This is a genomic window from Halomonas sp. JB37 (assembly GCF_002332255.1).
Taxonomy (GTDB): Bacteria; Pseudomonadota; Gammaproteobacteria; order Pseudomonadales; family Halomonadaceae; genus Vreelandella; species Vreelandella casei.
Genome location: NZ_NRGW01000001.1, coordinates 1106308 through 1121622 on the forward strand (window position 1 = coordinate 1106308; position 15315 = coordinate 1121622).

12 protein-coding genes are annotated in these 15315 nt (G+C 57.5%); all 12 read left to right on the forward strand.

The features are described 5' to 3' along the window. The first annotated feature begins 46 nt into the window (after positions 1-46). Genes tssC through tssA form a run of 12 tightly spaced genes read left to right on the forward strand, consistent with a single transcriptional unit; the run spans position 47 to position 15296 of the window. The gene (tssC, locus tag CIK78_RS05310) at positions 47-1534 is read left to right on the forward strand and encodes a type VI secretion system contractile sheath large subunit (protein ID WP_096277929.1); all 1488 of its coding nucleotides are present in this window, start codon (positions 47-49) and stop codon (positions 1532-1534) included. A 12-nt stretch (positions 1535-1546) separates the two neighbouring features. After that, positions 1547-2038 carry a type VI secretion system baseplate subunit TssE gene (gene tssE, locus CIK78_RS05315; protein ID WP_096277931.1) on the forward strand — a complete coding sequence of 164 codons (492 nt, stop codon included), beginning with the start codon at positions 1547-1549 and terminating at the stop codon, positions 2036-2038. An 18-nt stretch (positions 2039-2056) separates the two neighbouring features. After that, the gene (gene tssF / locus CIK78_RS05320) at positions 2057-3820 is read left to right on the forward strand and encodes a type VI secretion system baseplate subunit TssF (protein ID WP_096277933.1); all 1764 of its coding nucleotides are present in this window, start codon (positions 2057-2059) and stop codon (positions 3818-3820) included. Next, entirely contained in the window at positions 3784-4806 is a 1023-nt protein-coding gene (gene tssG / locus CIK78_RS05325; protein WP_096282274.1) for a type VI secretion system baseplate subunit TssG, read from the forward strand. Before tssF ends, tssG begins: the two co-directional genes overlap by 37 nt. Before the next feature lie 3 nt (positions 4807-4809). Then, positions 4810-6204, forward strand: a complete 1395-nt coding sequence (tagH, locus tag CIK78_RS05330; RefSeq protein WP_096277935.1) for a type VI secretion system-associated FHA domain protein TagH — start codon at positions 4810-4812, stop codon at positions 6202-6204. Next, positions 6201-6755, forward strand: coding sequence for a type VI secretion system lipoprotein TssJ (gene tssJ, locus CIK78_RS05335; protein ID WP_225734152.1), 555 nt, complete (start codon positions 6201-6203; stop codon positions 6753-6755). The genes tagH and tssJ overlap by 4 nt, the downstream gene beginning before the upstream one ends. Then, entirely contained in the window at positions 6755-8089 is a 1335-nt protein-coding gene (tssK, locus tag CIK78_RS05340; protein WP_096277937.1) for a type VI secretion system baseplate subunit TssK, read from the forward strand. Before tssJ ends, tssK begins: the two co-directional genes overlap by 1 nt. A 3-nt stretch (positions 8090-8092) precedes the next feature. Continuing rightward, positions 8093-8935: a type IVB secretion system protein IcmH/DotU gene (gene icmH, locus CIK78_RS05345; protein ID WP_176483365.1), complete on the forward strand. Its 843-nt coding sequence runs from the start codon at positions 8093-8095 to the stop codon at positions 8933-8935. 8 nt (positions 8936-8943) lie between these two features. Continuing rightward, a complete protein-coding gene (gene tssH, locus CIK78_RS05350) occupies positions 8944-11595 on the forward strand; it encodes a type VI secretion system ATPase TssH (RefSeq protein WP_096277940.1) in 2652 nt (883 codons plus the stop codon). Between the two features lie 4 nt (positions 11596-11599). After that, entirely contained in the window at positions 11600-13150 is a 1551-nt protein-coding gene (locus CIK78_RS05355) for a sigma-54 dependent transcriptional regulator (RefSeq protein ID WP_225734151.1), read from the forward strand. Continuing rightward, the gene (gene vasI, locus CIK78_RS05360; protein ID WP_096277944.1) at positions 13147-13812 is read left to right on the forward strand and encodes a type VI secretion system-associated protein VasI; all 666 of its coding nucleotides are present in this window, start codon (positions 13147-13149) and stop codon (positions 13810-13812) included. Before CIK78_RS05355 ends, vasI begins: the two co-directional genes overlap by 4 nt. Positions 13813-13823: 11 nt before the next feature. Then, complete coding sequence (gene tssA, locus CIK78_RS05365; RefSeq protein ID WP_096277947.1) at positions 13824-15296, forward strand: type VI secretion system protein TssA; 1473 nt, start codon at positions 13824-13826, stop codon at positions 15294-15296. The last annotated feature ends 19 nt before the right edge of the window (positions 15297-15315 follow it).

Genomic DNA, 15315 nt, shown 5'->3' on the forward strand with positions numbered 1-15315 from the left:
TTAGCAGCGTTTTTTCAATGCGATATAGCGTATTCGAGGCACCGTGATGAGTAAGTCAGCAAAGCAGCAGGGCACAGCAGCATCGGTAGAGACAGAAGCAGAGGTATCGCTACTTGATCAGGTAATGGCGCAAACGCGCATGGCGCCTGCCGATGAAGGGTACGATGTTGCCAAGAAAGGCGTGGCGGCGTTTATCGCTGAGCTGCTGAATGGCGGCGAGGCGGCCCCCAAGGTCAATAAATCACTTGTTGATAACATGATTGTTGAGCTTGATCGCAAAATTAGTCATCAAGTTGATGAAGTATTACACGAAACCAGCTTTCAGCAACTAGAGTCAGCGTGGCGCGGCTTGAAGCTGCTGGTTGATCGCACCGATTTTCGTGAGAATATTAAGCTTGATGTGCTGCATGCGACCAAAGAAGAACTGCTAGAAGACTTTGAATTCGCCTCTGAAATCAGCCAGAGCGGCTTATATCAGCACGTTTATAACGCTGGCTACGGCCAGTTCGGCGGTGAGCCCGTTGCCGGCATCATTGGCCATTATGACTTTTCACCTTCCACGCCGGATATGAAGCTACTGCAGTATGCGTCAGCCGTGGGCGCCATGGCACACGCGCCGTTTATGTCATCTGTTGCCCCTTCGTTTTTTGGTATCGATAGCTTTGAGGAGCTGCCGAATATCAAAGACTTCAAAGCGATTTTTGAAGGGCCGAAATATGCTCGCTGGCGCAGCCTGCGTGAGTCAGAAGACGCCCGCTACCTGGGCTTAACCGCACCACGCTTTTTGCTACGGACGCCTTATGATCCGGTAGAAAACCCCATCAAGACCTTTAACTACCGTGAAAATGTGAGTGAAGGCCACGAAGACTATCTGTGGGGCAATACTGCTTACCTTTTAGCCGAGCGGCTAACCGATAGTTTTGCCAAGTATCGCTGGTGCCCCAATATCATTGGGCCACAAAGCGGCGGGTCGGTTGAGAATTTGCCCGTGCACACCTACGAAGCGCTGGGCCAGCTTCAGGCAAAAATTCCGACCGAGGTGTTAATCACCGACCGACGCGAGTTTGAAATGGCCGAAGAAGGCTTCATTTCACTAACCATGCGTAAGGGTAGCGATAACGCTGCGTTCTTTTCAGCCAACTCCGTTCAAAAGCCCAAGGTCTTCCCCAATACCCCTGAGGGAAAAGCGGCAGAGACCAATTTTAAGCTGGGCACACAGCTTCCTTACATGTTCATCATCAATCGCTTGGCACACTACGTAAAAGTGCTTCAGCGTGAGCAGGTCGGCTCCTGGAAGGAACGTCAGGATCTTGAGCGTGAGCTGAATGCTTGGATACGTCAGTACGTGGCTGATCAGGAAAATCCGCCTGCAGATGTGCGTAGCCGCCGCCCGCTACGTGCTGCCTCTATTCAGGTTTCTGATGTTGAGGGTGAGCCAGGCTGGTACCAAGTCTCCATGTCCGTGCGTCCGCACTTTAAATACATGGGTGCTAACTTCGAACTCTCACTTGTTGGACGCCTCGACAAAGAATAAAGGAATGTCGTCATGGCAGCTGACAGCGGTGGATTGCTGAGAAGTGGGTCGTTGAGAAGCAAGTCGTTGATAAATGAGTCGCAGGGAAGAGAGTCGTTGGGGAGCCGCTTATTCGAACGCCTTGCGGCGCCTCACCAGCCCGTGCTGCGGGACGAAGGCGACGAGCTAATGGCGGTGGTGGCGTCGGTCAAGCGCCACCTGGTTGATTTGCTCAATAGCCACCCAGGCAACAGTGCGTGCGCTCCTGAGCTGGGGCTGCTTGATTTCAACGACGCCACGATCGGCGTTTTGGATCTAGAACTCAATATTCAGCAAGCCATCCGCCAGTGTATTGAACGCTTTGAGCCGCGAGTCAAACGCGTGGACGTTGAGTCGTTGCCCAATCACGGTGACCCGCTGCAGCTACGTTTTCAGGTGCATGCAACGGTTGCGCTGGGCAGAGATAACACCCATGCCACTATCGATTTGTTGCTCAACAACAAGCGTTATCAGTGCCTTAACTGATAGACCCAAGAGGCACGCATGCTTAACCGCTACTATCGAGATGAACTCAACTTCTTGAAGCGCCAGGGGCGGGAGTTTGCAGATGCAAACCCCGGCCTGAGCCGCTTTCTTTCTGAGCGTAGCACGGACCCTGACGTAGAGCGTTTGTTAGAGGGGTTCGCTTTCCTCACGGGGCGAATGCGCGAGAAGGTGGATGATGAGTTCCCGGAACTCACTCACTCCTTAATAAGCATGCTGTGGCCGAACTACCTTCGTCCCGTACCCAGCATGACCGTGGTGCAGTTCACGCCGACGTGGCACGCGCTAAGCCAGCAGCAGCAAGTGCCGCGCGGCACTGAACTTGCTAGCGAGCCGGTAGACGGTACGGCGTGTCAGTTTCGTACCTGCCATGACGTGGTGCTTTATCCGTTAGCGCATGCCGGTGTAGATGCTCGCCATACGCGCGAGTCGTCTATCGTTGAGCTGACCATGGACGTACGCAGCGATCAGCCGATGAATGCCATGGGAATTAACGCTCTGCGCCTGCATTTGGGCGGCGATGGCTATACCGCTCGTACGCTGTACCTATGGATGAGCCATTACCTGGCCCGCCTTGAGCTAGAGATCGACGGTAAGGTACAGACATTACCCGCTAGCGCTTTAAAAGCCGTTGGGTTTGAGCGCGATCAGGCACTGCTGCCGTACCCGCAGAACGTTCATCAAGGTTACCGCATACTGCAGGAGTACCTCTGCTTTCCTGAGGCGTTCCATTTTTTCGATGTGCTGAATTTAAACCAGTATTTGCCTGTGGAAACGGCGCGCAGCGTGACGTTGCGCTGTGTGTTTTCACGGATATTGCCGACCGATGCGCGGGTGCAAGATGAGCACTTGGCGCTGTACTGCACGCCGGCGATCAATCTCTTTGAGCATGATGCTGAGCCCATCGATTTAAGCGGTGAACGCAGCGAATACCGTATTCGACCTAGCAGCCGATCGCCTTCTCACTACGAGGTATTCAGCGTTGATCAGGTGCAGGGCGGGTTGGCGGGCGAGCATGCGGATGCCCAGGGAAATCCAAGAAACTACGTCCCGTTTGAAAGCTTTCAACACCAAATAGAGCAAGACCGGGGGCGTGAAGCGCTGTATTACCGCGTTCGCGTGCGCGACAGCCTGCGCAGCGATGGCTTTGATCATGACATTGCGTTTGTGCGCGGTGATGAGCGGGCCCGCGTGGGGCGTCGCGAAACGATTTCTTTACAGTTGACCTGCAGTAACCGTGAGCTGCCCGAGCAGCTGACTATTGGCGACCTGTGCGTGCCGACCGAAGAGAGCCCTGCTTACGCTGCGTTTCGCAATATCACCCGGCCAACGCCGGTGCTGCGCCCTGCGCTTGACGATGGGCTGCTGTGGATACTGATTTCCAACCTGTCGCTTAACTATCTCTCGCTGCTTGAGCGTGATGCGTTGTGCTCGGTACTACGGGCGTATGACTTTCGTGCGCTGGTGGACCGCCAGGCTGAGCGGGTGGCGCAAAAACGCTTAGCCGGGATTATCGATATCGACACCCAGTCGGTTGACCGGCTGCGTAAAGGGCTGCCCGTGCGTGGCTTGCGTTCGGTGATGACGCTTGATCAGGAGGCCTTTGGTGACGAAGGCGGCCTCTATTTGTTTGGTAGCGTGCTGGCGCGCTTCTTTTCGCTTTACGCAAGCATCAACTCTTTTCACGAGTTGCATGTCATTAATCGCCATAACCAAGAGCGCTACACATGGACCTTACAGGCGGGGCAGCAGCCCCTAATGTAGCGCTTGCCCCCGTGATTCAGGGGGCGCGACGCTACGAGTTTTATCAACTCGTCGAGCTTCTGCACCGGCATCATGGCGATGACTTAGAGCAGCGGTATAGCGGTAGCGTGCCCTCTTTTCAACGAGTGCGCTACAGCGCATCGGCGTCGCTAGGCTTTCCCAGCAGTGACGTGCTCGCCCTGCGAGAAAGCCAGGCAGGCCAGTATGAGATGGAAGTCAGTTTTCTCGGGTTGCAGGGTTCGCAGTCCCCGCTACCCGGTTACTACTTGGAAACGTTGGCGCATAGCGCCGCCCACCAGGAAGGTGCCGCAGGCGATTTTCTAGACTTCTTCAACCATCGGCTGCTGACGCTCGCCCACCGTAATTGGCGTAAATATCGCCATTACGTGCGCTATCAAGATGACGCTGCCGATGGTTTTTCCGCCGCCATTTTTGCGTTGGTTGGGCTTGCCGACAGCGACCTGCGCGGCGAAACGCCAATCAACTGGAGCAAAATGCTCGCCTACGCAGGCCTGTTAGCGGGGCGCTCGCGCTCGCCGGATGTGGTGTGCGGCATTGTGGGCCACTGCTTTGATTTAGCCAGTGTCGAGATAGACGAGTGGGTGATGCGCTGGGTAGAAATTCCAGCGGACCAGCGAAGCCGCACCGGCATGGCAGGAATGACCCTAGGAGAAGATATGGTCACCGGGGAGCGTGTCGCCGATGTTAAAGGCAAGTTTGCACTTTGTTTGCGCGGGCTGAGCTTAGCGCGTTTCAGAGATTTTCTGCCCGACGGTGAAGAACACAAACCGCTACGAACCCTAGTGAGCTTTGTACTGCGCGAGCCGCTGGCCTACGACCTTGAACTTGAATTATTGGAGAGTGAGGTCAAGCCGATGCGTTTAGGCGACACCGGCTCATGCCAGCTTGGGTGGACCACGTTTGTTGACCCAGAAAGCGACGACAGCACAGCGCGCCGCTGTGTACGCATTCAGATGACGAGTTAAGCCATGCACGCTAATCAGCTTGAAGCCATAACGTTAGTGGTAACTAACAGCGAGCAGCTTGAAGGCCGCTCAGTCAGCAGCTTTGTTTTTAAACAGGACGGCGGCACGCTGGGTAGCAGCCCTCATGACGACTGGCTGCTCCAGGATCACGGTGGGCAAATTAGGCCCAGCCATGCCGAAATCATCAAGATTGACGGCAAGTATTGCTTGGTCGATCTCAGCGGCCACACCTATATCAACCGCACCACGCTGCCGGTGGGGCGCAACCGAAAAGTGGCGTTGCGCGATGGCGATGAATTGCTCGTCGGTGAGTACTGCTTAAAGGTGCACCTAGGCGATCGGCACGCTTGGCAGCCCGGTGTCCATTCGCTTTCTCGGCTCATCGACGAAGAGCATGACGACGTGACGGCTGATGCCACGCTATGGCCAGCGGGCGCCGGCGAAACGTTTAGCCATGAGGCTGAAAAGGGTGACCCCATCGAGGCGTTGGGTGGTGCCCTGCCAGGCTCTATTCAGCATGACCCGATGGTGGCCTTAGACCGTGATGACGCCGCTTCAGACGTCATTGAGCCGTTGGAGAGTGTGGCGTTTTCACAGCGTCAGACCTATCAAGGATCAGGCTATCAAGGTTCGGGCTATCAAGAGCCGTCTTATCAAGAACAGGCATTTAATAAACCGTCTTTTACCACGACTAGCACAACGACGCAGAGGAGCAGTGGCATGGATGAGCGGCAGCTAAACGACTTAGAGCGCTCGGTTGGTGAGCAATTGGAAGATCGCTGGCAAGCACCCACAACACAGGCGCTTGGCCATGTTGGCGCAGATCCGCTGCTTAAAGGCTTAGGTTTGGATCTAAGTTTTCGTGACAGCGAAGAACAGCAGGCGTTTCTAGAAGAAGCAGGCCAAACGCTGCGAGCCACTATCGATGGCCTGCGGATACTGCAGCAGGCCCAGGATAATAGTAAATATCCGCTGCGCGACCGTCGTTTACAGCCGATTGAAGATAATCCTCTGCGGCTGGGGCAGTCCTACGAAGAGACCGCTGAAACCCTGTTTTCGGCCCAGCGTAGCCCTGTGCATCTGTCCGCCCCTGAGGCCGTCGCCGAGTGCTTGCGCCATCAAGGCCAGCATCAAGCCGCTGTGGAGGAGGCCATTGGGCATGCGCTCGGCACTATTCTTGATGCGTTTTCACCTGAAGCGCTGCTAAAGCGTTTTCATGCCTACCGCGGTGCGGGAAATCGTATTGAAGACGAAGGCGGCTGGGCGTGGGAGATGTATCACCACTATTACCGCGAGCTCAACTCAGGGCGCCAGCAAGGTTTTCAAAAGCTGTTTTGGGAAGTTTTTGAGCAGGCGTATGACCAGTCGGTGCGTCGCCAGCAGCGGGAGGAGGCATGATCGCCTCAAGCATGAGCATGTCGAAGATGCTGCGGCTTGTTTGGTTGGCCGGCCTCATGCTGCTGTTGGCCGGCTGTGCTTCAACCCGTGAGGCGGGTGTGAAAACGTGGCAGGTTATGCGTGATCCTTCAATCCCCGTTGGCTATCCCGAAGATCGGCCCACCACGGTCGATCTGAGCATGATTGCCGAGCCGAACGTCAATCCCAATGTGGAAGGTGAAGGAACGCCGCTGCGCTTTCAGGTGCTGCAGCTAAAAGACGATTCCATGCTAATGGCTGCCGACTTGGGTCAGTTAAGCCGTGACTTAGAGGAAGCGCTAGGCACGAATTACCTGACCCATGACGACTTCACTTTACTGCCCGGGCAGTGGAAGTTTTACGAACCGTTTGAAGTCGATGAAGACACGCGTTACATCGGGCTGATTGCGTTTTATGCAACGCCCAACGAAGCCGAGTGGAAAAAGGTCGTTAAGGTAAAGGCTAGTGGCGAGCATTACCACCTGCTGGTTCACCTCCGTGCCAATGAAGTCGAGCTAAGGAAGGAGGAATAATGGCCAGCCGAAATCGTGTGGTGTGGAGCGAAGGCTTATTCATCAAGCCCCAGCATTTCCAGCAGCAGCAGCGCAGCCTAGAAGGCTTAATCGATACGCGTCTAAAAGGGGTTAGCCACTATTTATATGGCTTCCTATCGCTGGAACTGAACAGCGAGTTTTTAAGCTTTGGGCGGATAGCGATCAGTCGCGCTAGTGGCGTTATGCCTGATGGCGTTGCTTTTCATCTGCCCGCTGATGATATGGAGCCTAGCCCGCTAGAAATCAGCGATGCGAGCATTACCAACCAAGTGGTCTATTTAGGTCTGCCGCTGGCAACCGATGGCGTGGGCGAAGTGCGCTGGCCGGGCGATGATTTGCCGGCCCGCTATCGTCTCTTGTCACGCAGCGTGCGCGACCTACATTCCCGCGATGGCGACTCGGCAGATCTAGACGTTGCACGCGTCTCCCCTCGGCTGCTTTTAGAACGCGATGATCGCAGCGGCTACGCCTGTTTGGCGGTTGCGCGTATTGTTGAGCGTCGCCCGGATGGCAGCCTCGTGTTGGATGAGCAGTTCCTGCCCACGCTGCTTAACGTGCAGGCGGCTTCTGGGCTTCAGCGTTTCGTGGGTGAAATGGCCGGGCTAATGCGCGAACGGGCGCGCAATATTGCCCAGCGCCTCTCGACACCCCACCAGGCCGGCGTGGCCGATGTGACCGACTTCATGCTGCTTCAACTGCTTAACCGTGCTCAGCCGCGTTTTCAGCATCTGGCACGGCTAGGGCAGCTCCATCCTGAGCGGCTTTACGACACCATGCACGAAGTGGCCTGTGAGCTAGTGACCTTTACCGATGAGTCGCGGCTGCCGCCAGAGTGCCCCGCCTATGACCACGATCACCCTGATCGCGCGTTCCGGCCGCTGATGAAGATGATGCGCCAGGCGCTTTCAACCGTGCTTGAGCCACGTGCGGTGGCGATTCAGCTACAAACGCGCCGTTTTGGCTTGCTGGTGGCGCCGCTTTCCGATGTCAGCCTGATCGAGTCGGCGGAGTTTATTCTGGCGGTGCGGGCAGATATGCCCAACGAGCGGCTGCGTAAGCTTTTCTTACAGCAAACCAAAGTGGCCAGCGTCGAGCGTATTCGCGACCTTATCAGTCTTCAGCTGCCTGGTGTGCCGCTTGAACCGTTGCCGGTTGCTCCTCGCGAGCTGCCTTATCACGCCGGTTATAGCTACTTCCAATTGGACCGTCAGAGCGAAGCCTGGGGAATGCTCAACGGTGCCAGCGGGTTTGCCTTCCACGTCGCAGGGGAGTTCCCCGGCCTGGAAATGCAGTTCTGGGCCATCAGGAGTTAAGCCATGCAACATCTCACGACCGACGAGCGCAATTTGGCGCGCCCACGCGCTGAGCGCAGCAAAGCACGCCATGAAGACCTGATCAATGAGCGTGGCCTAGAGCATTTAATACACAGCCACGCCGAGCAGCTGGATGCCGATGAGGACTACTGGTTTCGCCTGCGCGGCCACAATTTAAATCCGCTGGTAGACGCCGCGAGCAGCCTGCTGGGCATGGTGGTACGTGTGCGCCAGCTCGATAGCGCAGGCGATGTTGAGCGGCTTTATCGCCAGGTCGTCGACGAAATTGCCGCGATTGAAATCGAGCTGACCGAACAAGGCTACGACCGGGCAACGCTGCTCGCTTACCGCTACGTGCTGTGCTCCTTCATCGATGAAGCGGTGATGGGAATGCCCTGGGGGCGGCAAAGTAAGTGGGCGGAACACTCCTTGCTAACGCGCTTTCATAACGAAACCTGGGGTGGCGAAAAAGTCTTTTCTATCCTGGCGCGATTGCAGCAAGAGCCCAAGCGTTACCGCGACATGCTGGCGTTTATTTACCTATGCCTATGCCTGGGTTTTGAAGGTCGCTATCGAGTGATGACCCACGGCCGTGATGAGTACGAACAAATCGTTCGTGCGCTAGGTGAGCAGCTTTCTACTCTGGATCAGCCCTCTGAAGAGGCGCTTACGCAGCCATTGCGTAACGTTGTTAACGCTCGCCAAGGGCGGCGAACGGGCTTTCCTATCTGGGGCATCTTTGGGCTATTTGGGCTTGCCATGGTGGCGGTGTATATGGGCCTGTCATGGTCACTTGACCAGCAGGCTGAGCAGATCACCTTGCTTCTTAACCAAATCTATCGTTAGGAGATACCATGCTCAGGGTAGAGCTACCGGCGCTTATTGATCGCCTGAACCCGATCACCCGCCAAGGACTCGAACAAGCCGCAGTGCTGTGCGCACAGCAACAGGCGCCAGAAGTTGCTGCCGCGCATTTGCTGCAAGCGCTGCTGGACCAGCCGCTGTGCGATGTACGCTGTTTGTGCGAGCATTTCGAGATCGATACTGCGGCGCTGCGTGCAACGCTTGCCGAAGAAACGCGCCCGCCACGCGATCTGGAGATCATCACGCCCAGCTTTTCACCGCTGCTGGTGGAGCTATTACAAGACGCCTGGCTGCTCGCCGCTACCGAATATCAGCACCGTGCATTACGCAGTGGCGCCGTGCTAACGGCTTTACTGCATAACGCTGAGCGCTATCTTGGCGCGGGTTCGGTGCGCCTGCTGGCGGATATCAATCGCGAAACGCTGCGCCGCCATTTAGAGCACCTTACCGCTGAATCGGCGGAGGCTCCCAGTGACCCATCCTTAAACGCAGGGCGCCAGTCTGGCATGGGGTCTGAAAGATTGGGGCCTGGAAGCGAGAAGCCTGGAAACGATAGTGCGCTGGCGCGGTTTGCCACCTCTTTAACCGAACAGGCACGCCAAGGCGAGCTCGACCCCGTGCTGGGCCGCGACCCGGAAATCGACCAGATGCTCGATATTTTGGGACGTCGGCGCAAGAACAATCCGATTGTGATCGGCGATGCCGGGGTGGGTAAAAGCGCCGTTGTGGAGGGGTTGGCAGCACGCATAGTGGCAGGGCAAGTTCCTGCAGCGCTAAAAGATGTTGAGCTACTGACCCTTGATTTAGGCGCCCTGCAGGCAGGCGCTGCCGTTAAAGGCGAGTTTGAAAAGCGCCTGAAAGCAGTGATTGATGAGGTGAAAAACGCACCGCGCCCTACGCTGCTGTTTATTGATGAAGCGCACACGCTGATTGGTGCCGGTAATCAGGAAGGCGGCGGTGATGCGGCCAACTTACTCAAGCCTGCGCTGGCGCGCGGCGAGCTGCGCACCATTGCCGCGACCACGTGGCGTGAATACAAAAAGTACTTCGAAAAAGACCCCGCGCTTTCAAGGCGCTTCCAGCCTATAGCGCTCTCTGAGCCGAGCGTGGAGCAGGCGCTGGTGATTCTGCGCGGCCTGCGAGATGTTTATGAGCGTGCCCATGGGGTTCTGATTGGCGACAGCGGTTTGCGCGCCGCCGCGGCACTGTCGGCCCGCTACTTGGCCGGGCGGCAGCTGCCGGACAAAGCGATCGACGTGCTGGATACCGCCTGCACGCGATTAGCACAGGCGTTAGACACGCCGCCGCGCAGGCTTAGCCATCTACAAAGCGAGCACACCGCCGCATTGCGTGAGCGCGACCAGCTCGAGCGTGAGCGACTGTTGGGTCGCGAGCCCGATAGCGAAAACCATCACGTATTAACGGAGCGCCTAGTCAAGCTTGAGCAGGAGCTAGCAAGCCTGGAAGCCGCCTGGCAGGCGCAGCGTGAGTGTGTTGATGCGATTGTTGCGATGCATCGCCAGTTGCTAGATGCCACCAATAGCGATGCGCTGGATCAACTGCCTGAAGGCATTCATCAGGCGCTGGCCGAGCGTGAACAGCAGCTGACGCAGCTGCAAGAAACCTTTGCGCTGGTTAATCCTAGCGTTGAAGAAGCACAGATTGCCCAGGTGATCGGCGACTGGACAGGCGTCCCGGTAGAGCGCATGACCAGTGATGAGCTAACGCGGCTTACCGAACTGCCTACTTATCTAGGGGAATTAATCCAGGGCCAAAGCAGCGCGGTAGAGCGCATTCACCGCCATCTGCTGACTGCCCGTGCGGATCTACGTCGGCCAGGGCGGCCCTTGGGCGCCTTTTTATTGGTGGGCCCCAGCGGGGTCGGTAAGACTGAAACCGTGGTGCAGATTGCCGATCAGCTGTATGGCGGGCGCCAGTTTCTGACCACTATCAATATGTCCGAATACCAAGAGAAGCATACCGTTTCTCGGCTAATTGGCTCACCGCCTGGCTATGTGGGCTTTGGCGAGGGCGGCCTATTGACCGAGGCGATCCGCCAGCGGCCTTACTCGGTGGTGCTGCTGGACGAAGTCGAAAAAGCGCACCCCGATGTGTTGAACCTTTTCTATCAAGCGTTCGATAAAGGTGAGCTGGCCGACGGAGAAGGGCGCTTAATCGACTGTAAAAACGTGCTCTTTTTCATGACCTCGAACCTTGGCTATGAGGTCATTGTCCGCCACGGCGACAACGCTGCTCAGCTTGATGCAGCGCTTTATCCCGTGCTGGCTGAGTTCTTCAAGCCCGCACTTCTCGCCCGTATGGAAGTGGTGCCTTATCTACCGCTAGACGGCGATACGCTGCGCGATATCGCCAAAGCCAAGCTGCACACGCTGGCAACACGCATTCGCGAACGCCACAGGCATGCGGATGTAGCGCTGGATGACACCCTGGTTGATGCAATTTGTCAGCGCGCCACCCGCAGTGAAAACGGCGCGCGCATGCTGGAGTCGGTGATTGACGGTGAGCTGCTTCCGCCGCTGTCGCGTGCCTTGCTCGAACGCATGGCGCGTCGCGAACAGGTGACCCGCGTTGCGCTGGGTGTCGATGCTGAACTGGGCACCTTTACCGCGGAGGTTGCGTAACTTCATGACGCTGCTAGCCGCAATGCCGATTGCATTAACCCTAGTAGAGAGTGCTAACGCAGAGGCGTTGCGCGCGCGAGCAGCAACGCTGGTGCGTGATGGTCTGGGCCTGGATGGCGCAGAATGCCTCTATGTAGAGGGCAGCGGCCGCTGGCTGGGGCGTGACGGCGATGCAGCGCAGTTCGATTGCAGTGATTTTAGCCATCCCTACGCCCACGTTATTCGTAGCGGTAAAGCGCTAACGCTCAGCGTGGGGGACGCACGCACGCGCTTGGATCACCGCGCGTTTCAAACGCAAGTGGCGCGCTTAGCGGCGAATAAATGCCTCCAAGTGCGGCCACTACGGGCAATAGATGGTGATCAAGAGTGGCTGGGTGTGCTGATGATGATCGGCGAGCGGGACGCTCTCACCGCGCTTAATGACGAGCCCGGCATGGCCGCTTTTGAAGCATTGCTATGCAGGCTGTGGGCACGGCTTTCGAGAGAGCAGGGCGAGCGGCATCGTACGCGCGCGCTGCGTGATTCCCTCGCCAAACTTAACGACGGTGCCCGGCGCCAGACGCTGGCAGATCAGCTAGCAGAAGACCTGCTGGGGCAGTCGATGGCTATGCACACGCTGCGCCGACAAGTGGTTAGAGCAGCAGAAACTAATCTGGCCGTGTTGCTGCAAGGCGAAACCGGGACGGGTAAAGATCGTGTGGCACGTGCCCTGCACCAGCTTTCGGCGCGCTCAAAAGGCCCGTTTATGGCGATTAACTGCGCTGCCATTCCCGAGGCGCTGCTGGAGTCTGAGCTGTTCGGCCATTCCAAAGGAGCATTTTCAGGCGCGGACCAGGCCCAGGAAGGGCTGATTAGCCAAGCCGACGGCGGCACGCTGTTTCTGGATGAAGTGGGTGATATGCCGCTGGCGCTGCAGGCCAAGCTGCTGCGCGTGCTGGAAAGCGGCCGGTATCGTCCTTTGGGGGCGAGCGAAGAACGCTGCGCCGATTTACGCATAGTGTCTGCAACCCATCAGCCGCTTCGCGAGCATATCCGCGCGCAGCAGTTTCGCGCCGACCTTTACTACCGGCTCGGCCAGTTCCCGTTGACCCTGCCCCCGCTTGCCGAACGGCGCGATGACATCGCTCAGCTGGCGCAATCGTTTATCACCGATTTCTGCCAGCGTGAAGAGCGTGTCGAAATGGGTATTACGCCCGCGGCGCTGCGCTTACTGCACGGTCGCGATTACCCTGGCAACGTACGCGAGTTAAAAAACCTCATCGACTACGCCTGCGCTATGACCGCGCAAGGCACTGATATTGATGCCTACGTGCTGCCAGGAGAGCTTGATAATGACGCGCCCGTAAATACGACTCTGCCGACCAGCGGTGGCGCGTACGCGTTGCCGGACAGTATTGACGATTTGCGCCAGGCGCTGCGGGACGTTGAGTCCGACATTATTCGTCAGCGGTTGCTGCACTTTGGCGGCAACCGAGCACAAACCGCTGAAAGCCTTGGCTTACCTAAGCGAACGCTGGCGCACAAGTGCCAACTGCTAGAACTGGATACCAAATGAAAATGACCTTACTGACGCGCCAATGGTCATGCAGAGCGCTGCTCATTATAGGCGCTGGCAGTAGCCCAGGGCTGTACGCCGACGCGCACCAAGCAGGGCTAGAGAGCGTGTTGGATAACGCGCAGGCCTGTGCGGAAGAACCCTCGCGTTTAGATCGGCTCAGCTGCTACGACGACGTGTTTAAACCAACGCTGACCACGACAAACGATTCAGAGCTATCCGACCTGTGGTACGCCATTGAGCGCCAAGAGGCCGAGCGAGATACACAGGCGCTAGGGCTGATGGTGGAACAAGTCGGCGACGATGTGTTGATGAGCGTGCCTGCGTTGGGAACCACGCCGCCGCGCCCGGTGATGGTGATGGCCTGTGAGAAAGCGATCACTCGCTTCCAACTGCACATGCCTGAACCGGTCAACGCGGCTCGCGTTGATCTTCAGCTTTCGACTAATACGGGCAGTATTCAGCAGCAGTGGCGTGCACGCGACGATGGCCATGTACTTAACGGCGGCCGAGGGCTACCCGCGATTGAGACGTTGCGACAGCTGCTTAACGCCAATGAGGTCACGCTGACGAGTGATGTCGCCGTGTTGAATGGTTTGCGTTTTGACATCACGGGCTTGCGCCAAGCCATTCAGCCCATGCGCGAAGCGTGCCGCTGGTAAGGGAGCCAACTATGCGTATTACTGCCGTCGCTCATCTTGACCCCCTGTTGGCCCCGCTGGCTAACAATGCAGACGGGCAGCCTGTGGGGGAGTCGCTTGAGGAAACCAGCGACTACCTAGCCCTTGATGCTGAAATGATGAAAGTCGGCTCGCTGCAACATGCAAGTGTCGCGTGGGAAAGCGCTGAAACGCTGGCGATTCGCATGCTGAGCGAGCGCGGCAAAGACCTAAAAGTGCTAGGCCATTTGCTGCACTGCCTACAGCACGATGGCAATGGCGTGCGCTTTGCGCTGTCACTGCGCCTGTTAACGCATGCTCTGGAGCAGCCCTGGTGGGCGCATGCCTATCCCTTTAATGGCCCGCGGGGCGCCAAGCTGCGCCCGCGGCTGTTTCAGCAGTTTAGCCAGCGCAGCGTAAAGCTCGCCGCCGGGCTGGACTTTCATAATGCGGACGATGAGTTCGAGGCTTGCAATACAGCGCTAACGGAGCTGCAGGCACGCGTAGAGCAATACTCGCTACCCGGGCAAGCGCTGAATGAGTTAAGCCGCCAGCTCACTGCGCAGCGCCCTACTCAAACACCGTCTTCAGCCAATAGCGATAGCGCTACGCCACCGAGTGAGCGAAGCGAGACCGCGAGCAGCCAAGCAGGGCAGCAAGCGGCACCGACGGCTGAGGCGCCCGCGAAAGTGCCGGAACTGCGCTTAGAGGCGGGTAACGAGCGCTCGAATCGTCAGGCGCTGCTCAAGATGGCGGATTTTTTGACCGAGCAGGCCTCGGGGGAACCGCTTGCTTACCGCCTTCGCCGCTACGCCGTGTGGAGTGCCATACAGGCGCTGCCTTCGGCTAAAGAAGGCGGGCGGACAGAGCTTGCGCCCGTTTCCGCCGACCGCATTGCCGGCTACCGAGAAGCCTTTGCGCGCGGCGGCGACAGCGACTTATGGCAGCGCATTGAAAATAGCCTAGCGGTTAGCCCCTATTGGCTAGAAGGCCATCGGCTGAGCGCTGGGATTGCCAAACAGCTGGGGCATCCGCGCTGCGCTGAGGCAATCCGTGATGAAGCGCAGCGCTTTGTGCAACGCCTGCCTGGCATTGAGGCGCTGACCTTTAATAACGGTGCGGCGTTCGTCGATGATGAGACACAGCGCTGGCTGCATAGCAGCGGAATGCCGGGTAGCGGCGGGGCCAGCAGTGGCGGTAATGATACTTGGCAGGCGGGTTTAGAAGAGGCTCGCGAGGAAATGGAAAGTGGCGATATGGGAGCGGCATTAAAAGTGCTTGATCAAGGCCTTAGCGCCGCCCGGTCGCCTCGTGAAAGCGCCTACTGGCGTTTAGCGAGTGCGGACCTTTTGCATGAAACCGGCCTGGAAAGCCTTGCGCAGCAGCACTACCGCACATTGCATCAAACCATCACCGAACTTGCGATGGAGCAGTGGGAACCATCGCTTGTGTCGCGTCTTCACGCGGCGGTTAAAGAAACGCACTAAACAATATTCATCAGTAACA